Here is a 19,612-nt window from a genome sequence, read left to right on the forward strand (position 1 = left end):
CGGGCCGATTCGGTGCCTGCGCGCACCGGCTCTCCCGTCCGCCACGGCAACGCCCGTGACCGCGGCGGCGATGACATCTCGACGACCCTTGCCGCCCCGGCCGGGGCCGACCACCGTGACGGAGACGACCACGACTCCGTCAACTCAGAGCCCGTCTCCCCCGCCCGCATCGGTCGAGGAGCTAGGTTCGGAGGACCAGGCGTAGAGGTACGAGGGAAAGTACGGATATGAGTCAACCTCGGCTGCTCGGCGGCCGGTACGAGCTCGACACCGTCATCGGACGCGGTGGCATGGCCGAGGTGTACCGTGCCCGCGACCTGCGCCTCGACCGGGTGGTCGCGGTCAAGACCCTGCGGTCAGACCTCGCCCGCGACCCGACGTTCCAGGAGCGGTTCCGGCGCGAGGCCCAGTCGGCCGCGTCGCTGAACCACCCGTCCGTCATCGCCGTGTACGACACCGGCGAGGACATGATCGGCGACAACTCGATCCCGTACATCGTGATGGAGTACGTGGACGGCAGCACGCTGCGCGATCTCCTGCGGGAGAACCGCGCGCTGCGGCCGGAGAAGGCGCTGGAGATCACCGACGGGATCCTGCGGGCGCTGGACTACAGCCACCGGGGCGGGATCGTCCACCGCGACATCAAGCCGGCGAACGTGATGCTGACCCGCAACCACGAGGTCAAGGTCATGGACTTCGGCATCGCGCGGGCGATGGCCGACTCGGCGGCGACCATGACGCAGACGGCGCAGGTCATCGGCACCGCGCAGTACCTGTCGCCGGAGCAGGCGCGGGGCGAGCGGGTCGACACCCGCAGCGACATCTACTCGACGGGGTGCGTCCTCTACGAGCTGCTGACGGGGCGTCCGCCGTTCACCGGGGACTCGCCGGTCGCGATCGCCTACCAGCACGTCCGGGAGGAGCCGGTCCCGCCGTCGCAGGTCGATCCGGACATCCCGCAGTGGGCGGACGCGATCGTCCTCAAGGCGATGGCGAAGAACGCCGACCACCGGTACCAGAACGCGACGGAGTTCCGGCAGGAGATCCAGCGGGTCCTGCACGGGCAGCCGGTCGCGTCCACGGCCGCGTCCACGATGATGATGGGCGGGCCGCCGGCGACGCAGGTCATGGGCGGCGTGCCGGGCGGGCCGGGACGGACGCAGATGCAGCGTCCCGTCCGCAACGGCTACGACGATCTGCCGCCCGTCCACTACGACGACGAGCCGGAGCGCGGCGGGGGCGGCAAGAAGGCCGCGATCTGGATCGCGGTGGCCGTGCTGGTGATCGCGGGCGCGGCGGTGCTCGGGCTGATCCTGTCCAACGGCGGTGACAAGGCGCCGCCGAAGGTCGCGGTCCCGGCCGTCGCGGACATGTCGCTGACGGACGCGAAGGCGGCGATCGAGAAGGCGGGCCTGCGCGTCAATCCCGAGATCAAGCGGGAGTACAACGACGACGTCGGCAAGAACAAGGTCATCGAGAGCGACCCGCCGGCCGAGAACCAGGTCGAGAAGAACTCCGAGGTGACGCTGACGATCTCGCGCGGGCCCAAGCCGCCCGAGGAGGTCGAGGTCCCGAACGTCCGGGGCGACCCGTCGGCGGACGCGCAGCAGCAGCTCGAAGGCGCCGGGTTCAACGTCGAGATCAAGCAGGAGAAGTCCAACAGCGTCCAGCAGGGCAACGTCATCCGGACGGACCCGTCGGGCGGCTCGAAGGCGAAGAAGAACTCGACGGTGACGATGTACGTGTCGTCGGGCGCGAACCTGGTCACCATCCCGGATCTGACGAACCGGAGCGCGAAGACGGCCTGCACGCAGCTCAAGGTGCTCGGCCTCAAGTGCGACATCCAGGAGGCCGCGCCGCCGCTCGGCAACACGACGCAGGCCGGGTGGGTGTGGCAGCAGAACTCGCCCGCCGGGTCGAAGGCCACGCCGGGCGAGTCGGTGACGATCATGGTCGTGCCCAAGCAGACCCAGCAGCCCACCTCGCCGACCCCGCCGGGGGACGGCAACGGCAACGGGAACGGCGGCGGGTTCAACTGGCCGCACTAGCGGGCTCGCGGAAACGGTGAAGGCCCGGCCCCCGGGGAGGGGGGCCGGGCCTTCGTCCTTGCGCCGGGGAGTCCCACCCCCGGGCTCCCCACCGTCTGAGACGACGGGCGGGGCCGCGGAGTTCGGGCCGCCGACGAGAATTGGCAGAGGGCCTCCGCCACTCGGGGGCAATGGCGGAAGCCCTCGCTCTGGTCTTCGGTGGGATCCGTCCGTGTGTTACACGTTTCCGGTGTAATTCCCGGAATGCCGTGGGACGGGGGTGTTCGCACAGGTCAGGAGCCAGTTTCCGAGGAGCCGGTGCCCGTGTGCGGACAGAACGGACTCGGGGTGGAACTGGACGCCCTCGATCGGACGGTCCCGGTGCCGGACGCCCATGACCACGCCGTCGTCCGTCCGGGCCGTGATCGTCAGCGGGTCCGCGACCGTGCCGGGGACGACGGCCAGGGAGTGGTACCGCATGGCCGCGAACCCGTCCGGAATGTCATGGAACACTCCGTCGCCGTCGTGCCGGACGGCGCTCGTGTACCCGTGGACGACCTCCGGCGCGTGCCCGACCGTCGCGCCGAACGCGTGCGCGACGACCTGGTGGCCGAGGCAGACGCCGAGCAGCGGCCGGCCCGTCCGGACGGCGTCGTCGACCAGGTCGAGGCACACGCCCGCGTCGGCGGGATGGCCGGGGCCGGGGCTGAGCAGGACGCCGTCCGCCCCGGCGGCGTCGGCGACGGCGGCCTCGGTGCGGCTGCGGACGTCGCACGTCGCGCCCAGCTCCCGCAGGTACTGGACGATCGTGAAGACGAAGCTGTCGTGGTTGTCCACGACGAGGACGCGCATCCGGACATTGTGCCCGGAATTCGTCCGAAATCGGTCACCGGTGGGGCGACGGCGTCCCGTCCATCACGCCGTGGTCGAACTGGGTCTTGGGCTCCAGCCACGGGAACACGACGTACCAGAGCACCAGGCCCGCCACCAGGACGGCCACCGCGACGATCAGGAGCCTGACGCGCGGGTCGTCCGGCAGCCGTCGCCAGATCCACAGGTACACGGGGCCTCCTTCAGCGTGCGGCGGCGCGCGGGACGGTCGCGGTGAGCCGGCCGAAGACGATCAGCCGGCGCGCGGCGGAGTACTTGGGGTGGCAGGTCGTGAGCGTGATCAGCCGCTCGGTGGGGCGGCGGCCGGGGTGGAGGGGGACGGGCGCGGTCACGTCCACCTCGGTCGGCTTGACGATCTTGAGCCCGGTGACGGTGTAGGTGTACTGCCCGTCCCGGGTGTCCACGAGGATCTTGTCGCCGGGCCGCAGTTCGGCGGCGCGGTTGAACGGCGCCGAGTAGGTCGTGCGGTGGCCGGAGACGACGAAGTTGCCGACGCGTCCGGGCAGGGCCGTCCCGGGGTAGTGGCCGGGGCCTTTGCGCAGGTCGGCGCGGCTGACGCCCTCGATGACGACATAGTGGTAGCTCTTCCCGAACCGGGGGATCCGCAGGAGCGCGACGCCCGTCCCGAGCCGGACCTTCTCGGTCGTGACCCTGGTGTTCGTCCAGGACTTGCGCATCGCCGCGTCGAGCTTGTGCTGCTGCCCGGCGGTGTAGGCGCCGGTGCCCCACAGCTCGTAGGCGAAGAACAGCAGCAGGACGAGACCGGCGGTGACGCACAGCTCGCCCATCCCCCGGATGACCACCCGCACCGCTGCCCGTCCTTCCTCATGGCCGTGCCCGGTGATCAGCGTATTGGCGCGGACGCGGTGGTGCTTACCCGCTCCGAACGCCGTACGCTGCCTACCAGCGACTACGCTTACCGACACCAATCACCGTCGCGGACCGGCGTTCCGGGCCGCCCCGAGGAGACCGATCTCGCCGTGGCCAAGTCGAAAGTGCGCAAGAAGGCCGTCTACACGCCGCCGCAGAAGTCCAAGGCCCCCGAGGTCAGCCCACGCTGGCTCGCGCCGCTGATGGTCACGTTGTGGCTGGTCGGGCTGCTGTGGATCGCGGTGTTCTACGTGACGGCCAGCACCGGTACGGACGTGCCGGTGATGAGCGGCCTGCACAACTGGAACCTGGGCATCGGGTTCGCGTTGATCATCCTGGGGCTGGTGGCGGCGACGCGCTGGCGTTGAGCCTTACCCCGTTTCAGACCGGACGAATCCACGGAAGTTATCCACAGGCTGGGGATCGTCCGCCGGGTTTTCCACAGAACGGACGCCGCCTTCCCTTGTGGGCGGGCGGCGTCCGTTCTGTGACCTACAGGACCGACCCCGGGATCGCGGCGGTCTTCACCACCACCGTGAGCAGCAGCGCGAGCGCCACGACCGCCGGAGCGGCCACGTTCACCATGCGCTGCAACCGCGGCGGCGTGTACGCGTACGCGGCGGCGAGCAGCCCCCCGACCGCCAGCCCGCCGATGTGGCCCTGCCACGAGATGTTCGTCCCCGGCGCGAACGTGATCACCAGGTTGAGCACCAGCACCAGCACGATCGGCTGCACCGGGATGCCCAGCTTGAGGCCCAGCACGAAGAACGCGGCGAACAGCCCGAAGATCGCGCCGGACGCCCCCACCGCCGCCCCGCCCGGATCCAGGACGTACAGCAGCACCGAACCGCCGATCCCCGCCAGCAGGTACAGCGCGAGGAACCGGACGCGTCCGAGCATCCGCTCCAGCGGCGGCCCGACGACCCACAGCGCCCACATGTTGAACAGGATGTGGGTGATCGCGAGCGCGTCGCCGTTGGGCCGCTCGTGCAGGAACATCGACGTGACGAGCCGGTACCACTGGCCCTCGGCGACGCCGCCGACCGAACCGTCCGGCATGACGGCGACGCCGGTCATCAGCAGCTCGTAGACGAACCGCGACGACGCGATCTCGCCGAGGAAGGCGACGACGCACAGGCCGATCAGCGCGAACGTCACGGTCGGCCGCCAGTCGCCCCCGCCGCGCGGCGCGCCGGACGGGCGCCGGACGCTCTTGGCCCCCTCGTTCACGCACTCGACGCACTGGTGGCCGACGGCCGCCTCGCGCATGCAGTCCGGGCAGATGAAGCGGTCGCAGCGGGTGCAGCGGACGTACGTCTCCCGTCCCGGATGGCGGTAGCACGACGGCACCGACGTCTCCGGGGCGGACGGGGAATCTGAGGTCATGGGGCGGCTCTCTCGGGGCCGGGGTCGGGTCTCACCCTGTATTACGACTGGCGGCGCTCGATCGTCACCGATTCGATGGCCACGTCCTGCACCGGGCGGTCGCCCCGGCCCGTCTCGACGCCGGAGATCGCGTCCACGACGTTGGTGCCCTCGACGACCTTGCCGAAGATCGTGTGGCGGCCGGTGAGGTGCGCGGTGTTCTGGACGTTGGTCGTGATGAAGAACTGCGACCCGTTGGTGCCCGGCCCGGCGTTGGCCATCGCGAGCAGGTACGGGCGGTCGAACTTCAGGGACGGGTCGAACTCGTCCTTGAACTGGTAGCCCGGGCCGCCGGTGCCGGTGCCGAGCGGGTCGCCGCCCTGAATCATGAAGTTCGGGATGACCCGGTGGAAGATCGTCCCGGCGTAGAGCGACTCCTCGGTCTTCTGGCCGGTGGCGGGGTGCGTCCACGGCCGGCCGCCCTCGGCGAGCCCGACGAAGTTCGCGACCGTCTCCGGCGCCTGCTGCGGGTAGAGCTGGACGACGATCTTTCCGGCGGTCGTGTTCAGCGTCGCAAAGATTTCCTCAGCCACGTGGGCTGCCTCCTCGTCGTTGGTGTGCGGAACGCGATGGGCCCATGATCACCCCACGTCATCACAAGATCACCCGAATGGGGTTTACCCCTCGCCCGCGGGGAAGGCTGCAGGACAGGACCTCGCAAACAGGGAGGTTAGCGTGTCCCTCAGATTGAGTAACCGTCGTGGCCGCAAACAGGACGTCCGTGCCGCCTTCGATCGCGCCCAGGGCGCGGTCGTGCAGGGGGTGGACGTCGCGCAGCGCGGCGCGTCGGCGGCGGCCGAGCGGATCGGCCCGGCCGCACGCCAGACGCGGGAGGTCACGGCCGACCGGCTGCTGGCCGCCCGCGCGTGGAGCGCTCCCCGCCTGGAGCGCGCCTCGAAGTACGTCGACAGCGATCTCGGCCCCAAGGTCAGCGCGGTGCTGGCCGACACGGCCAAGCGCGTCGAACCCGCCGATCCCAAGCGCGGACGCGTCCGCCGGGTGATGTTCGTCGGCCTCGCGGTCGCGGCCTTCGCCGGCGTCGTCGGCGCGGTCCGGACGCGGCGGGCGCAGACGGCGATGTTCGACGAGTCCACGACCGAACCGGAACCCGTCGCGGGGTCGCCGAGCAGCGCGGACGGCGCCCGAGCGTCGTCGTGAGCGGTGGCGGGAGCCCGGCCGGCGGGGGCCGGGCTCTTGACCGTCCGGGTGGATTCCCGCGCTTTCTACCAACCGGTACCGTGAACGCATGTCAGCGAATCGCGGCCGGGCGGAACCCCTCGGCGCCGGGCTCGCCGCCCGGCTGCGGCGCCGTGCCCGGCAGGGCCTGCACACCGCCGTGCACCAGGGCTGGGAGTGGATCCAGCGGCACGGCGAGATCACCCCGCACACCCCCGGGCGGCGCCGGTTCGCCTACCTCGGCGAGGGCGCGGCGATCGGGTTCCCGGTCGGGACGATCTACGGCGAGCCGTGGATCTCGATCGGCGACCACACGCTGGTCGGCACCCATGTGACGATCTCGGCCGGGTTCGTGCCCGGCCTGGACCTCGGCCCGGACGTGATCGTCCGCATCGGGCAGAGCTGCTCGCTCGGCCGCGGCACGCACATCGTCGGGCACCAGTCGATCGAGATCGGGAACGACGTCTTCACGGGCCCGAACGTCTACATCACCGACCAGAACCACACCTACGGCGACCTGTCCATGCCCATCGGACGGCAGTGGCCCGAGAACAACCCGGTCGTCATCGGCGACGGCTGCTGGATCGGCACCGGAGCGATCATCCTGCCGGGCACGCGCCTCGGCCGGAACGTGGCGGTGGCGGGCGGCGCGGTCGTGCGCGGCGAGTTCCCCGACCACGCGGTCGTCGGCGGCGTCCCCGCCAAGATCCTGCGCAGCCACGACCCCGAGACGGGCTGGCAGCCGCCGCTGCGTCCGACGTCGTCCCCGCTGGTCCCGGTTCAGGACCTGCCGCTGCTGGCGATGGACGGCATGGCCGGCCTCCAGATCCTCTCCGACCGCCTCCGCGAGGAGGATCGCGCCCGCATGGCCGCCGACGTCACTCCCGGCGATCTCCACGAAGAGGCCGGCTGACCCGCCGTCCCGGCCGTCAGGACGCCACGAGGGCGCTGAGCATTTCCACCCAGGTCCGGATGAAGGTCTCGTCGTCCAGGGCGGGGGTGGCGTTGAAGAGGTCGCGGGGCATGCGGGCGGAGAAGAGGGCTCCCAGGGCTACCACCGCGACGGCGTCGGCGCGGTCGGGGGACAGGCCGGCCAGATCGGCCAACTGGGCGGCGAAGCCGGTCTGGGACGTGCCGAGGAGCTGGTTCACCGCGTCGCGGACCAGGTCGGGGCGGGAGCGGGCCTCGGCGGCGAGGATCTGGAGGAGTTCGCGCTCTTCGTCCAGTTCGGCGAGGACGTAGCGGGCCGTCAGGGTCAGTTCGGTGCGCAGGTCGCCGACGCCGGTGAAGGTCGCGCGGATGTCGCGGAGCGCGTGCAGGCGGGCCAGGTGGCGGTCGATGCCCGCGCGGAGCAGGTCCTCCTTGCTGCGGAAATGGTGGTAGAGGCCGCCCGCGCCGGGGGTGAGGCCGGCGGCGGCCTCGATCTTGGCGACGCTCGTCCCGCGGAAGCCGTGCGCGCCGAACAGTTCCATCGCCGCGTCGATGATGCGGTCCCGGGTGGGGCTTGACGTCGTCATGGACCTAAGTAAACACTGAGGCCAACTCAGTGTCTACTGACGGGGAGTCAGTGATGGACGAGGAGGAACGTCCGGTCCGGGGCGGACGGGTGGCGCGCACGGCGCCGCTCGTCGGGCTCGCGGGACGGACGGCGGGGGAGACCGTCGTCGCGTCGCTCCGGCTGCGCGCGAAAGACCGCGCCGAGGGGCGGGCCGCCGCGCACGCGCGTGCCGCCGAGCGGTACGCCGAGCGGCTCGGACGGTCCAAGGGCGTGCTGATGAAGGCCGGGCAACTGCTGTCGTTCGTCAGCTTCGGCGCGATGGTCGGCGAGGAGTACCAGTCCGTCTACCAGGCGGCGCTGGCGCGGCTCCAGGACGACGCCCCGCCGATGCCGCCCGAGCTGGCCGCCCGGACGATCGAGACCGAGCTGGGCGCCCCGCCCGGCGAGCTGTTCGCCGAGTTCGCGCCGGAGCCGCTCGCCGCCGCGTCCATCGGGCAGGTGCACGCGGCGCGGCTGCGCGACGGCCGGCGCGTCGCCGTCAAGGTGCAGTATCCGGGTGTGGAGGAGGCGATCCGCGCGGACCTCGCCAACACCGAGCTGCTGGCGACGTTCTTCCGGCTGGCGCGCGGGATGATGCCCCGGCCCGTCCAGCTCGACGTGCGGGGGATGGCGCGGGAGGTCGCCGAGCGCATCGGCGAGGAGATCGACTACCGGACGGAGGCCGCCCACCAGCGCGAGTTCGCCGACTTCTACCGGGGGCACCCGTTCGTCCGGATCCCGGAGGTCGTGCCGGAGCTGAGCACGCGGCGCGTCCTCACGACCGAACTCGCCGAGGGCCTGCGGTTCGCGGACGCGCTGAAAGAGGACCAGCGGCTCAAGGACCTCTGGGGCGAAACCGTGTTCCGTTTCTCGCTCGGCGGGCTGCGGACGCTGCGGCTGTTCAACGGCGACCCGCACCCCGGCAACTACCTGTTCCACCGCGACGGGACGGTCACGTTCCTCGACTTCGGCTGCGTCCGGCGCTTCACCGCCGCCCAGATGAACACGATCGTCGAGTCCGTGCGCGCGACGGTCGCGGGCGACGCCGACGCGCTGACCGCGACGTTCCGCGCGAACGGCTTCCTGAACGGCGCCGAGGTCCCCGAACCCGCCGAACTGCTCGCCTACATGCGGGAGTCGCTGCGCGCGACCGTCGCGCCGCAGCCGTTCACCTTCACGCGCGAGTACGCGGCGCGGCTCGTGGCGGCCGAGTACTCCGTCGACGGCGAGCACCGCGACGTGGTCCGCAAGATGACGCCGCCCCCGCACTTCCTGTTCCTGTCGCGCATCGACCTCGGCGTGACGGCGATCCTCGGCGAGCTGAACGCCACCGGCCCGTGGGAGGCGATCCGCCGCGAATGGGACGAAGCGGGACCACCCGCCACCCCCTACGGCGAACAGGACCTCGCGTTCCGGACGGCGGCCGGCCATGTCCGGTGAGGTCCGTTGGGACGAGACGGCCGGCGCGTTCCTGATCTCCGGCTACGAGGAGGCGTCGGCCGTCCTGCGCGGCACCGGGTGGAGCAGCGACCCGCGCCGCAGCCCCCGGACGCCGCCGCAGTTCGCCGACCTGCCCCCGAACGTCCTGCTGTTCCTCGACCCGCCCGACCACACGCGGCTGCGCCGGATGCTGAGCCCCGCGTTCACGCCGCGCGCGATCGAGCGGCTGCGCCCCCGCGTCACCGCGATCGTGGACGCCGCGCTGGACGGCCTGGAGGACGGCGCCGACATCGTCGCCGACCTGGCCTACCTGGTGCCGCTCGCGGTGGTCGCCGAACTGCTCGACGTCGGCGTGGCCGGCGCGGAACTGTTCCGGGACGAGACCCCCGCGCTCGCCGGCCTGCTGGAACTCGACGTCACCGAGGACGGCGTCGCGCGCGCGGCGGCGGCGTCCACGGAGATCATGCTGTTCCTCACCCCACTGATCGCCGAGCGGACCACTCGGCCCGGCGACGACTTCGTCAGCGCGCTGCTCGCCGTGGACGGCATCGAGCCGGAGGAGGTCCTCGCGACCTGCGTCCTGCTGCTGGCCGCCGGGCACGAGACGACCGCGAACCTCATCGGGACGGGCACGCTGGCCGTCCTGGACGACCCCGGCCGGCGTGCCGCGCTGCTGGACGACCCGCCGCGCGCCGTCGAGGAACTGCTCCGCCACCAGAGCCCGGTGAAACTCGCCGGCCGCGTCGCACTGTCCGATCAAACGGTCGGCGGCGCCGCCATCCCCGCAGGCAGCCAGGTGTTCGTGATGATCGGCGAGGCGAACCGCGACCCCCGCCACGTCCCGGACGCGTCCCGCCTCGACCTGACCCGCGCCCCGCTCCCCCATCTGGCGTTCGGCGCGGGCGCGCACTTCTGCCTCGGCGCCGCACTCGCCCGCATGGAGGCCGCCGAAACGCTGTCCCGACTGTTCGCCCGGTTCCCGAACCTGACACGAGACGGCGCCGCCACCTGGCGCGCCTCGTCCACCTTCCACGGACTGGACGAACTACGCGTCCGCCTCTGAACACGCCACGCGCCCCCGTCCCAGGCCCTGGGACGGGGGCGCGCGTCGTCGATCCCTCACGAGCTGGACGAGTTGCGCGGTCAGCTCTGAGAACGCCGCGCAGCTTCCGTCCCGGGCGGGGAGACAGCGTGACGCACGTCGTTGACTTTCCACGGGGCGGCCTTCGTCCCGGGGAGGGGCGGCGGCGTGGCGCGTCTCGTCCACCTTCCGCGGGGTGGGCGGGTTGCGCGTCTGGCTCTGAGAACGCAGTGAGCCCCCGTCCCGAACCCGGGACGGGGGCTCACTGTGTTGGATCAGCTGGAGCGGGCGGGGCGGCGTTCGCCGCCGCGGCGGCCGGCGTGGCCGGAGCCCTGGCGCTCGCCGCGCTCGAACGGACGGTCGCGCCGCTCGTGGCCGCCGCCGTCGCGGAACTCGCCGCGCCGCGCGCCGCCACCGCTGCCGCCGCTGCCGTAGCGGCGGCCACGGCCGCCGCCGCCCGGACGGCCACGGCCGCCGCCGCCCTCGCCCCGGCGCGGACGCTCGGGGATCAGCGGCTCGGGGATCGGCACGCCGGACGGGACGCGCGCCCCGGTCAGCACGACCAGCCGCTCGTCGCCGCCGGACGCCACCCGCGTGCGCGGCGCCTCGATCCCGGCGCGGCGCGTCATCGCCGAGGTGGAGCGCACCTGGTGCGGCAGGACGAGCGTGACGACCGTGCCCTTCTCGCCGGCGCGCGCCGTGCGGCCCGCGCGGTGCATGTAGTCCTTGTGGTCGGCGGGCGGGTCGACGTGCATGACGAGCGACACGTCGTCCACGTGGATGCCGCGCGCGGCGACGTCGGTGGCGACCAGCACGTTGATCGAGCCCTCGCGGAACTCGTGGAGCGTGCGGGTGCGCAGGCCCTGGCTCTTGCCGCCGTGCAGGCCCGCCGCGCGGACGCCGACGTCGGTGAGCTGCTTGGCGAGCCGGTCCACGCCGTGCTTGGTGCGGGCGAACAGGATCGTCCGGCCCTCGCGGTTGGCGATCTCCGCGGTGATCGTGCCCTTCTCCTTGGGCGCGACGAGGAGGAGGTGGTGGTCCATCGTGTCGACGGACTCGTCCACCGGGCCGATCGCGTGCGTGACCGGGTCCTTCAGGTAGCGCTTGACGAGGACGTCCACGTCGCGGTCCAGCGTGGCGGAGAACAGCAGCCGCTGCCCGCCGGGCTTGGCCTGGTCGAGGATGTCGGTGACGTCGGGCAGGAAGCCCATGTCGGCCATGTGGTCGGCCTCGTCCAGCACGACGATCTCGACGTCGGACAGGTCGCAGGCGCCCTGGCGCATCAGGTCCTTGAGGCGGCCGGGCGTGGCGACGAGGATCTCGACGCCGCGGCGCAGCGCGTCGATCTGCTTGAACATCGACGTCTGGCCGATGACGGTCTTGAAGTGCAGCCCGAGCGAGCGGCCGAGCGGCTCCAGGTTCGTCTGGACCTGCTGGGCCAGCTCGCGGGTCGGGACGAGCACGAGCCCGAGCGGGCGCTTGGCGGCGGCGCGGCGCCCGGCGAGGCGGGCGAGGAGCGGGAGCCCGAAGGCGAGGGTCTTGCCGGAGCCGGTCTTGCCGCGGCCGAGGACGTCGCGCTGGTCGAGGACGTCGGGGATCGCGGCGGCCTGGATCGGGAACGGCGCCTCGATGCCCTGGCGGGCGAGCGCGGCGATGAGTTCGGCCGGCAGGCCCAGCTCGGCGAAGGAGGGGACCGGGGCGTCGGTGGACGCGGCGAGGTCGAGTGCAGCAGAAACGTTGGTCACGCAGTACCTTCCGAGAGGGGGGCACGTCTCTCGAAAGGCCACCGGGACCAGGTGTCGGCCGGGGGCTGCAAGGACGAGCCGGACGCGTTCAGCGTCGTAAGAGTGATTCGTCCAGTCTAACGTCGGCGCACGGCCTGGTTATGCCCCGTCCCGGTGGAAAGTCTTCTTCTCTCTTCCGTGCCAGTCGTTTCATCCCTCCAAGACCGGTTTGTCGTGGCGATCCGTCGACCCGTCCTTGACGGACGCTTCGGTTCCGCACGGTGAAACGACGGGTACGTTCCGTCCGGCCGTCGTACCCCGGTTCGGCCGCTCTGGGGCCCTCCCTCCGGCCCGGCTCGCCGACGGAAGGAGAGGTCCGTGGTCGACATGGCCATCAGTACGGCGCTGATTGTGGTGATTCTCATGCTTTTGATGTCCGGCTACCGCCTGGCGAAGCGTGTTCTGGCAGGCCGCGACCAGCCCTGACGGTCACTGTTCCACTACCGAGCGGACGCGGATCCACACCCGCAGGACGATCCGGCGCCACGGCGGTTCGAGCAGGCGCAGCAGGAATTCCTCGCGGACGTCGCGGCGGCCCCGGTCCGTGCCCGCCCAGGATGTGACCAGCCCCACGAGCGCGTTCCCGGCCGCGAGCCGGTCCCGGGTCGCCCCGGCGAGGATGTCCACGAGCACGGGCCGCAGCTCCGGCAGGCGCGCCGCCGCGCCGAACCAGACGCCCGCCACGAAAGGGAACGCCGTTCCGTTTTCCTCGGTCCACCGCGCGAGCGCCACCGCCCACAGGTCCGCCAGCAGCCGGGGATCGGCGTGCTCCAGCACGATCGGCGCCCCGCGCGGGCCGACGCGCTCGGCGAGGGCGAGGAACAGCGTGTCGCCCTGCCGCCCCGACGTGGCCGCGGCCAGCAGCGTCCCGACGACGGCGGCGCCGAGCTGCGGCCACCGCACCGCCGCGTCCAGCCACACCGCCACCGCCGCGAAGAACGCCGGGGCCGGCTGCTCCAGCGCGATCCCCCAGGCCACGGCCACCCGGGACAGGTCGGTGTGGTCGCTCGTGATCAGCGCGGGGGCGCCGTAGCCGTCCGTGCGGCGCGCGAGGGCGAGGAACAGGTCCACGCCCGCCGCGCGCCGCCGGCCGTCTCCGCCGCACCAGTCCAGCGCCGCGTGCAGGACGAGCGCGGGCTCCCGCTCGGCCAGGTCCGCCGCGACCTCGACCGCGATGCGCCGGATCGTCGCGTCCCCGAACGTCGCGAGGTGCTTCAGCCGCGTCAGCGCCACCGACGGCAGCGCCTCGCCGAGCACCGCGCACGTCCGCGCGACGGTCTCCTTGAGCTGCGGTGACAGCGACGGCGTCCGGGACCAGTCGTAGAGGGCGCGGCGGACCCGGCCGCCGACGTGCGGGTGCAGGCACGTCCGGGACAGCAGGACGAACGCCAGTTCCGCCTCGCCGTGCCCGGCCCAGCGCGCGGCCGTGTCGGTGATCGCCTCGTCCCGGCCGTGCTCGGCGGCGAGGTCGGCGAGGAGTTCGGCGAGCTTGCGGCGCAGCGTCCGGGGCAGCGTGATGTCGCTCGTGGGCAGCTCGGCCAGCCAGGAGAACAGGTCGACGTGCGTCAGCGGGTACTCGTCCAGGACGAACGGGACGACCGCCTCCGCGAACCCGTACGCGCCGAACTCCAGCACCCGGTCGCGTTTCTCCGCGCCGAGCAGCGCGGACAGCCCCCGGACGGGACGCCACGCCAGCCCCGCCCCGTTCACCCGCACGTCCAGGTGCCGGGCCAGCGACCGCGCCGCCGTGTAGACGCTGACCTCGTCGGCGGGCGTGATCGCCGCCGCCGCGATGAGCAGCGCCCGGTCCTGCGGCTCCTCGTGCTCGCGGAACCAGCGGTCCAGCCGGTCGGTCCAGTTCCGGTACGCCTGCTCGATCTCGTCCGCCCCGCCGCCGCGCCGGTGGACTCCCTCGGCGATCTCCGCGAGCCGCCGTCCCTCGGCGGGCGTCGCGCCGCCCAGCAGCAGCGCGGCGGTCGACCACCCCGGCAGCCCCGACGAACCGAGCCCCCGCCGCATCAGCCGCCGCTGGTACACCGCCAGCGCGGACGGCGGCGCGAGCGCCACGACGCCGAGGTGGTCGCCGGCGAACGGCTCCAGCTCGGCCGGCTCGCCGACCAGCAGCAGGAAGCCCTTCGCGTCCCGGACGAGCTCCACGCAGCGGTGCACCCGCTCGGGATCCTCGTCGGCCGCGCGCAGCAGGTAGCCGCACGGCCGGTCGCCGGCGATGCCCTCGACGTCCTCGCGATCGGTCGCGAACCGGCGGATCGGCAGGCCGGGCGCGAGCTGGCGGACGGCGGCGAGCCCGGTGACCGTCCGCCCGCACCCCTCCGGCCCGCCGAGCGCCACCGCCCCGCCGCGCTCCAGCGCCCCGACGACCAGGTCGTGGTTCGCGGCCGGGACGTAGGACGCCACCGCGTCGTCGATCCACGCCGACGACAGCACCATCGACGGCTCGCGGTTGACGTACTGCTTGAGGCTGCCGATCACGTCCCCGCCGATGATGTTGCCGACGAGGTTCTGGGCGTCGTCGCCCTCGACGTGGACGTCGCCGAACTCGGGCCCGTCCATGTCAGGCGCGCCCGTGCAGGTGGGCGTCGCCGTTCAGGACGCTGCCGACGATGTTCTGCGAGCCGTCCCCGCTGACCTGCACGTTCCCGAGCGACGGCCGGGGAGGCGAGGGAGCGGGCTCGGGTTCGGGCTCGGCGTCGGACGGCCCGGCGGCACGCCGCGAGGGCGTCGGGACGTACAGGTGCGCGGGACGATCGAACGTCTTCACCACGACCCGCACCTCGGTGAACTGACTGGGCTTGAGATCGGTCTTGCCGTCGAGGACGAACGTCCGGAACGCCTCGTCCGACAGCAGGACGGCCGCGAACGTCACATCCGGATCGCTGGATTCGAGCGCGTCGCGCAAGGGTCCGCTGTCGAGCAGCCGGTTGACGTCGGTCGTTGCGGTCGAGATGCCGGGCGCGTCGGTGCGCTCGTCGTCCACGAACCCGAAGTGCAGCGCGACGCGGAGCCGCAGCCGCACCCCGCGCGCCCGCAGCCCCGGCGCCGCGGCGGCGAGGGCCTCCTGGAGCCGGTGCGGGAACGGGTGGACGAGTCGCGGTAACGCCTCGACGGGAAGCGCGGAGAGCAGCCCGTCGCCGGTGGACTGGCGGAAGCGGACCCGCTCCCAGATCTCCTTCAGCCCGCTTCCGGCGCAGGCGCGATCCACCGCGTCCACGATCGCCAGGTGCAGACCGGGCAGCTCAGACCCGGGATGCCGACTGAACTTCTCGGCATCGACCACGAGCAACGCGCGCAACGATTCCACGAACGATTCCCCTTGCGGGCTCGGCGGACGAACGCCTCAAAGCCTGCACAGCACCGACCCGGCGCATTGTCGGAAATCAGACATTGCCGTGGCCCGACCCGGCCAGCGCCCGCAACCGGACAGGGTCGGTGAGCACGATGCGACGACGCCCAGTGGCGATGACCCCGGCACGACGCAGCCGGGCCAGCTCGGCGGCGACCCCGGTCCGCACGAGCCGAGCGGCCTGCCCGAGTTCCGTCTGATCAAGAACGACCTCAAGAGCCCCATCGGGACCGGGAGTGGCGAGCCGGAGCAACGTCCGCACGACGCGCGGCCCGGCGGCCAACCCGACCAGCTCGGCGTTCCACGCCTCGTTCTCCCGGACGAGCGCGATGGCGCCTTTCAGCAGCTCGTCGCGCAGATCCAGCTCACGGACGCGTGCCCGGAACCGCTCGGCGACGATCGTCCTGGTCAGGCATGCGTCGAGGGCCGTGACGGTCGCCGACCGCCGTCCGCCGTCGAGCACCGAAAGCTCACCGATGATCGAGCCGGGGCCGCGGACGGAGAGCAGGATGACGTCGCCGTCGAACGTGTGCCGCGTGACCTTGACGCGCCCGCTGACGAGAAAGTGCACGACGTCCGGCGGACCGCCCTGGCTCATCAGGACGTCCCGGGCGGCGAACCGCCGCTCACCGCCGTCCCGGGCCAGCCGCCACCACGTAGAAGCGTCGAAAGCCATACAAGACTCTCTACCGACAAAGCCGGACACACCCACGAAATCAGCCCTGGAAGCCTGTCCCGATCAGGACAGAAAGCCCAAGGGGATCAGAAGCAGCAACCCCAGGAGGGGGCGTGGGGGCGGAGCCCCCACATCGGGGGGTTCGGGGGGTCGTCCCCCCGAAGGGCATGGCGGTCCCCTGCGAAGGTGCGGCGAAGCCGCACCGAGTAGGGGATCCCGACTCGTGGAGCCGCGGGGAGTCGAACCCCGGGCCTCCTGCGTGCAAGGCAGGCGCTCTAGCCAGCTGAGCTACGGCCCCGAATCGTGGTCAGGGTACCGGATCGGCGGGCACCCTGAAACGGCCGTGCGCCGGCGGGCGGCCGGGACGGCAGTGGACCCGGCGGGATCGGGGCGGGCGCGGGGCGGTGCCGCACCCGGTCACGCCGGGGTCCTCCTCGAAAGCGTCGTCGCCGAGCGTCAGTTGTCGGAGGAGGTCGCCTCGGTCCACAGGTCCAGCTCGGCGCGGTCCTGCTGGAGCCGGCGCCAGATGGCGAAGCCGCCGAGAGCGACCACAGCGAGAACAAGCAGCTTCTTCACGGTTGGGACCCCTTCACTTCGACTATGAAGCTTGGCCCGGGGATCGCGGTCGGATCGCTCGCGAGTCAGCCCCAGGTTCTTCGCAGCCTAGCAACCGAAGGCCGCGGCTCCGCACTCGCGCGGCCTATCGGACCCAACGTCCAATCCGGACAGGGCTGTGGCGGTGGGGACACCTTCGCGGATCGGGGGGTTCGACGGATAATCCGAGCGTGGACGACTTCCACCTGTGGGAACGGGAGTTGACCCCGGCCGAGCCCCCCGAGGACGGGCGCGGGGAGGCGCTGCTGGCCGGGGCGTTGACCGTCGTCGGCTGCACGGGGCTGATCCTGCTCGGCGGGACGGCGGCGGGCGTCGCGGGCCTGGTCCTCGCCGGGGTGATCGGCGTGCTGTGGCGCTGCGGCCTCTGACCGGCGACGACGCGTCCACTCCCGGCCACGTCAGCCGGGGGTCAGTTCGCTCGTCGTCTCGGTGACGGGCGCCGGGGGGCGCGTCCGGACGGTCGCGAGGACGGACCCGCAGAGGATCAGTGCGAACGCGACGACGATCGGGACGGTGAGCGGCTCGTCCAGCAGCAGCACCCCGGCGGTGACCGCGACGGCCGGGTTGACGTAGGTGAACACGGTGGCCCGCGCCGCGCCGACCTCGCGGATCAGCGCGAAGAACACGAGGAATGCGACGGCCGTGCAGACGGACCCGAGCGCGGCGAGGGAGAGCAGCACCCGCCCGCCCGGCACCGCGGCGGGACGGGTCAGCGCGGCGGGCGCGGCGTAGACGAGCGCGGCGACGCCGAGGCAGGACGCGGTCAGCGGGAGGCTCGGCACGTCCCCGAGCCGCCGGACCATGATCAGCGGCGCGGTCGCGTAGCCGAGGACGACGAGCAGCACCTCGCCGACCGCCACGACGTCCCCGCCGCCGAGGTGCGGCCCGGCGAGGAACGCGACGCCGCCGAGCCCGAGCAGCAGCCCGGCCCACCGGACGGGCCCGAGCCGTTCGGCGTCCCCGGCCGTCCGCGCGGCGAGGACGCCGACGATCGGGACGGCCGCGATGAGCAGCCCGGTCAGCGAGCTGGACAGGGTGCGCTCGGCGTCCGACAGCAGCGCCCACGGCCCGAGGATCTCCAGCGCGGCGAACAGCAGTACGGGCCGCCAGTGGCGCGCGACGATCCCGAATCCGCCGCCGCGCAGCGCGACGGGCAGCAGCAGCGCGGCCCCGACCGCCGTCCGCGCGAACACGACGACGGGCACGGACACCTCGTCCACCGCCACCTTGATCAGCAGATACGGGATGCCCCACACCACGCACATGACCGCGAACAACGCCCACCCACGCCGGCTCACCGCGCCCTCCTTCCGTGCCCCCGACGCTCTCCTTCACGTCCCGCGCCTGTCTTGAACGCAATTGCGGAGCACTCGGGAACATTCCCCCGGGGCGGTCAGCGGAGACGGGCGGCGAGGAGCGCGACGTCGTCCTCGAAGGAGCCCGCGAGGGGTCCCATCAGCGCGTCGCACAGGACGCGCAGGTCGCGGGACGCGTGGGCGGCGGTGACGGCGGCGGTGTCGTCCATCCCCTCGTGCAGGCAGTGACCGCGCCGCTCGATGAGCCCGTCGGTGTGCAGCACGACGGTCGCGCCGGGCGGCAGGTCGTGGGTGTGGTCGGTGCGGGGCATCTCGGGGTCGACGCCGAGCGGCGGGTCCGCGTCGCCGTCCAGGTAGCGGGCGCCCTGCCCGGGGACGGCGAGCAGCGGCGGCACATGGCCCGCGCTGGACCAGCACAGCCGCCGGCCCCCGTTCTCGTCCGGCTCCAGCCGCGCGAGCAGGACGGTCGCCATCGGCCCGTCGTGCAGGTCGTGCAGCGCGCCGTCGAGATACTGCAGGATCATGCTGGGCGGTTCCCGCCGGGTGAACGCGATCAGCCGGAGCATGTTGCTGATCCGGCTCATGACCGACGCGGCGTGGACGTCGTGGCCCATCACGTCCCCGACCATGACGCACAGCGCGTCGTCGGGCAGCCGGACGACGTCGTACCAGTCGCCGCCGATGCGCGGGGCCTGCGACGACGGTTCGTAGCGCGCGTCCAGCTCGTACAGGTCGAGGCGCGGCAGCTCGGGGAGCAGCTGGCGCTGGAAGTCCTCGGTGGCGCTGTGCAGCCGCCGGTAGAGATGGGCGTTCTCGATCGTGACGGCCGCCGCGCTCGCCAGCGCGGTCAGGACGTTCTCGTCGTCGTCGGAGAACGGACCCTCGTCCTTGTCGGTCAGGTAGAGGTTGCCGTACACCTGTCCGCGGACGCGGATCGGCACGCCCAGCAGCGTCGTCATCACCGGATGGCCGGGCGGGAAGCCGGCCGAGCGGGGATCGTGGGGAATGTCGTCCGACCGCACCGGCCGGGCGGTGTGGACCAGCTCGCCGATCAGCCCGCCGCCGCGCGGCAGCTGGTCGCCGTCCTCGATGAAGTGGTCCATGCCCGGCCCCGACGTCAGCAGCCCGGTGACGTCTCCGTGCTCGTCGTGCAGGCCCAGCGCTCCGTAGCGGGCGTGGACGAGCCGCCGCCCGGTCTCCACGAGGGTGCGCAGGACGTCTTTCACGTCCAGGTTCGCGGTGAGCGTGATGACGGCGTCGAGCAGTTCGCTCAACTGGCTGTGGTGGTCGGTCAGGTGTGCCACGGCGGTGCGGATCTGCTCCAGGTCCGCGTCACCCGAGCTGCTCGGATGGTCGTCGTCGGTCGACTCGGTCACGGGCGCCTTCCTTACGCGGGCATATGCCAACAACGGA

20 protein-coding genes and 1 tRNA gene are annotated in these 19,612 nt (G+C 72.4%); 7 read left to right on the forward strand and 14 right to left on the reverse strand.

Going from position 1 to position 19,612, the window contains the following annotated elements; translation table 11 throughout:
- Positions 1 to 227 precede the first annotated feature (227 nt).
- On the forward strand, positions 228 to 2,048 hold the full coding sequence (pknB, locus tag BTM25_RS03435; protein ID WP_103561286.1) for a Stk1 family PASTA domain-containing Ser/Thr kinase: 1,821 nt from the start codon (positions 228 to 230) through the stop codon (positions 2,046 to 2,048).
- A 216-nt stretch (positions 2,049 to 2,264) separates the two neighbouring features.
- Here pknB and BTM25_RS03440 read toward each other — a convergent pair whose 3' ends face one another.
- From BTM25_RS03440 to BTM25_RS03445, 3 genes are read right to left on the reverse strand one after another with little or no spacing between them, the layout of a single operon-like run.
- Positions 2,265 to 2,879 carry an anthranilate synthase component II gene (locus BTM25_RS03440; RefSeq protein ID WP_103561287.1) on the reverse strand — a complete coding sequence of 205 codons (615 nt, stop codon included), beginning with the start codon at positions 2,877 to 2,879 and terminating at the stop codon, positions 2,265 to 2,267.
- A 34-nt stretch (positions 2,880 to 2,913) separates the two neighbouring features.
- Positions 2,914 to 3,090, reverse strand: coding sequence for a hypothetical protein (locus tag BTM25_RS29435; protein ID WP_168211989.1), 177 nt, complete (start codon positions 3,088 to 3,090; stop codon positions 2,914 to 2,916).
- 10 nt (positions 3,091 to 3,100) lie between these two features.
- Positions 3,101 to 3,727: a class E sortase gene (locus tag BTM25_RS03445; RefSeq protein ID WP_235828178.1), complete on the reverse strand. Its 627-nt coding sequence runs from the start codon at positions 3,725 to 3,727 to the stop codon at positions 3,101 to 3,103.
- 171 nt (positions 3,728 to 3,898) lie between these two features.
- Here BTM25_RS03445 and BTM25_RS30855 point away from each other — a divergent pair, with 171 nt between their 5' ends.
- Positions 3,899 to 4,156 (forward strand): cell division protein CrgA, encoded by a 258-nt coding sequence (locus BTM25_RS30855; protein WP_103561288.1) that lies wholly within the window; start codon positions 3,899 to 3,901, stop codon positions 4,154 to 4,156.
- A gap of 124 nt (positions 4,157 to 4,280) precedes the next feature.
- On the opposite strand, the gene BTM25_RS03455 is transcribed toward BTM25_RS30855, so the two are convergent.
- Complete coding sequence (locus BTM25_RS03455) at positions 4,281 to 5,174, reverse strand: rhomboid family intramembrane serine protease (protein WP_103561289.1); 894 nt, start codon at positions 5,172 to 5,174, stop codon at positions 4,281 to 4,283.
- Between the two features lie 41 nt (positions 5,175 to 5,215).
- Positions 5,216 to 5,746: a peptidylprolyl isomerase gene (locus BTM25_RS03460; protein WP_103561290.1), complete on the reverse strand. Its 531-nt coding sequence runs from the start codon at positions 5,744 to 5,746 to the stop codon at positions 5,216 to 5,218.
- 154 nt (positions 5,747 to 5,900) lie between these two features.
- On the opposite strand from BTM25_RS03460, the gene BTM25_RS03465 reads away from it, so the two are divergent.
- On the forward strand, positions 5,901 to 6,371 hold the full coding sequence (locus BTM25_RS03465) for a hypothetical protein (protein WP_103561291.1): 471 nt from the start codon (positions 5,901 to 5,903) through the stop codon (positions 6,369 to 6,371).
- An 88-nt stretch (positions 6,372 to 6,459) separates the two neighbouring features.
- Positions 6,460 to 7,302, forward strand: a complete 843-nt coding sequence (locus BTM25_RS03470) for an acyltransferase (protein WP_103561292.1) — start codon at positions 6,460 to 6,462, stop codon at positions 7,300 to 7,302.
- 16 nt (positions 7,303 to 7,318) lie between these two features.
- On the opposite strand, the gene BTM25_RS03475 is transcribed toward BTM25_RS03470, so the two are convergent.
- Positions 7,319 to 7,906 carry a TetR/AcrR family transcriptional regulator gene (locus BTM25_RS03475; RefSeq protein ID WP_103561293.1) on the reverse strand — a complete coding sequence of 196 codons (588 nt, stop codon included), beginning with the start codon at positions 7,904 to 7,906 and terminating at the stop codon, positions 7,319 to 7,321.
- A gap of 53 nt (positions 7,907 to 7,959) precedes the next feature.
- On the opposite strand from BTM25_RS03475, the gene BTM25_RS03480 reads away from it, so the two are divergent.
- Positions 7,960 to 9,366: an ABC1 kinase family protein gene (locus BTM25_RS03480; protein ID WP_103561294.1), complete on the forward strand. Its 1,407-nt coding sequence runs from the start codon at positions 7,960 to 7,962 to the stop codon at positions 9,364 to 9,366.
- A complete protein-coding gene (locus BTM25_RS03485) occupies positions 9,356 to 10,429 on the forward strand; it encodes a cytochrome P450 (protein ID WP_103561295.1) in 1,074 nt (357 codons plus the stop codon). The genes BTM25_RS03480 and BTM25_RS03485 overlap by 11 nt, the downstream gene beginning before the upstream one ends.
- A 293-nt stretch (positions 10,430 to 10,722) precedes the next feature.
- On the opposite strand, the gene BTM25_RS03490 is transcribed toward BTM25_RS03485, so the two are convergent.
- The 6 genes from BTM25_RS03490 to BTM25_RS30180 form a co-directional block, all read right to left on the reverse strand.
- The gene (locus tag BTM25_RS03490; RefSeq protein ID WP_103561296.1) at positions 10,723 to 12,192 is read right to left on the reverse strand and encodes a DEAD/DEAH box helicase; all 1,470 of its coding nucleotides are present in this window, start codon (positions 12,190 to 12,192) and stop codon (positions 10,723 to 10,725) included.
- A gap of 468 nt (positions 12,193 to 12,660) precedes the next feature.
- Complete coding sequence (locus BTM25_RS03495) at positions 12,661 to 14,802, reverse strand: hypothetical protein (protein WP_103561297.1); 2,142 nt, start codon at positions 14,800 to 14,802, stop codon at positions 12,661 to 12,663.
- Position 14,803: 1 nt separating this feature from the next.
- Entirely contained in the window at positions 14,804 to 15,550 is a 747-nt protein-coding gene (locus BTM25_RS03500; protein ID WP_103561298.1) for a hypothetical protein, read from the reverse strand.
- Positions 15,551 to 15,626: 76 nt separating this feature from the next.
- Complete coding sequence (locus tag BTM25_RS03505) at positions 15,627 to 16,268, reverse strand: Crp/Fnr family transcriptional regulator (protein WP_103561299.1); 642 nt, start codon at positions 16,266 to 16,268, stop codon at positions 15,627 to 15,629.
- Positions 16,269 to 16,492: 224 nt separating this feature from the next.
- A tRNA-Ala gene (locus BTM25_RS03510) sits at positions 16,493 to 16,566 on the reverse strand.
- Positions 16,567 to 16,724: 158 nt separating this feature from the next.
- The gene (locus tag BTM25_RS30180; RefSeq protein WP_235828180.1) at positions 16,725 to 16,844 is read right to left on the reverse strand and encodes a DLW-39 family protein; all 120 of its coding nucleotides are present in this window, start codon (positions 16,842 to 16,844) and stop codon (positions 16,725 to 16,727) included.
- Between the two features lie 209 nt (positions 16,845 to 17,053).
- Here BTM25_RS30180 and BTM25_RS03515 point away from each other — a divergent pair, with 209 nt between their 5' ends.
- Positions 17,054 to 17,251 (forward strand): hypothetical protein, encoded by a 198-nt coding sequence (locus BTM25_RS03515; RefSeq protein WP_103561300.1) that lies wholly within the window; start codon positions 17,054 to 17,056, stop codon positions 17,249 to 17,251.
- Positions 17,252 to 17,281: 30 nt separating this feature from the next.
- Here BTM25_RS03515 and BTM25_RS03520 read toward each other — a convergent pair whose 3' ends face one another.
- Positions 17,282 to 18,181 carry a DMT family transporter gene (locus BTM25_RS03520; protein WP_103561301.1) on the reverse strand — a complete coding sequence of 300 codons (900 nt, stop codon included), beginning with the start codon at positions 18,179 to 18,181 and terminating at the stop codon, positions 17,282 to 17,284.
- Between the two features lie 95 nt (positions 18,182 to 18,276).
- Positions 18,277 to 19,575, reverse strand: coding sequence for a PP2C family protein-serine/threonine phosphatase (locus BTM25_RS03525; protein ID WP_205647950.1), 1,299 nt, complete (start codon positions 19,573 to 19,575; stop codon positions 18,277 to 18,279).
- Between the last annotated feature and the right edge of the window lie 37 nt (positions 19,576 to 19,612).

It is taken from the genome of Actinomadura rubteroloni (assembly GCF_002911665.1).
GTDB classification, from domain to species: Bacteria; Actinomycetota; Actinomycetes; order Streptosporangiales; family Streptosporangiaceae; genus Spirillospora; species Spirillospora rubteroloni.

Coding starts and splice junctions, on each gene's coding strand:
- pknB (WP_103561286.1), top strand. CDS start 228: ATGAGTCAACCTCGGCTGCTCGGCGGCCGGTACGAGCTCGACACCGTC.
- BTM25_RS03440 (WP_103561287.1), bottom strand. CDS start 2,879: ATGCGCGTCCTCGTCGTGGACAACCACGACAGCTTCGTCTTCACGATC.
- BTM25_RS03455 (WP_103561289.1), bottom strand. CDS start 5,174: ATGACCTCAGATTCCCCGTCCGCCCCGGAGACGTCGGTGCCGTCGTGC.
- BTM25_RS03470 (WP_103561292.1), top strand. CDS start 6,460: ATGTCAGCGAATCGCGGCCGGGCGGAACCCCTCGGCGCCGGGCTCGCC.
- BTM25_RS03475 (WP_103561293.1), bottom strand. CDS start 7,906: ATGACGACGTCAAGCCCCACCCGGGACCGCATCATCGACGCGGCGATG.
- BTM25_RS03480 (WP_103561294.1), top strand. CDS start 7,960: ATGGACGAGGAGGAACGTCCGGTCCGGGGCGGACGGGTGGCGCGCACG.
- BTM25_RS03485 (WP_103561295.1), top strand. CDS start 9,356: ATGTCCGGTGAGGTCCGTTGGGACGAGACGGCCGGCGCGTTCCTGATC.
- BTM25_RS03495 (WP_103561297.1), bottom strand. CDS start 14,802: ATGGACGGGCCCGAGTTCGGCGACGTCCACGTCGAGGGCGACGACGCC.
- BTM25_RS03505 (WP_103561299.1), bottom strand. CDS start 16,268: ATGGCTTTCGACGCTTCTACGTGGTGGCGGCTGGCCCGGGACGGCGGT.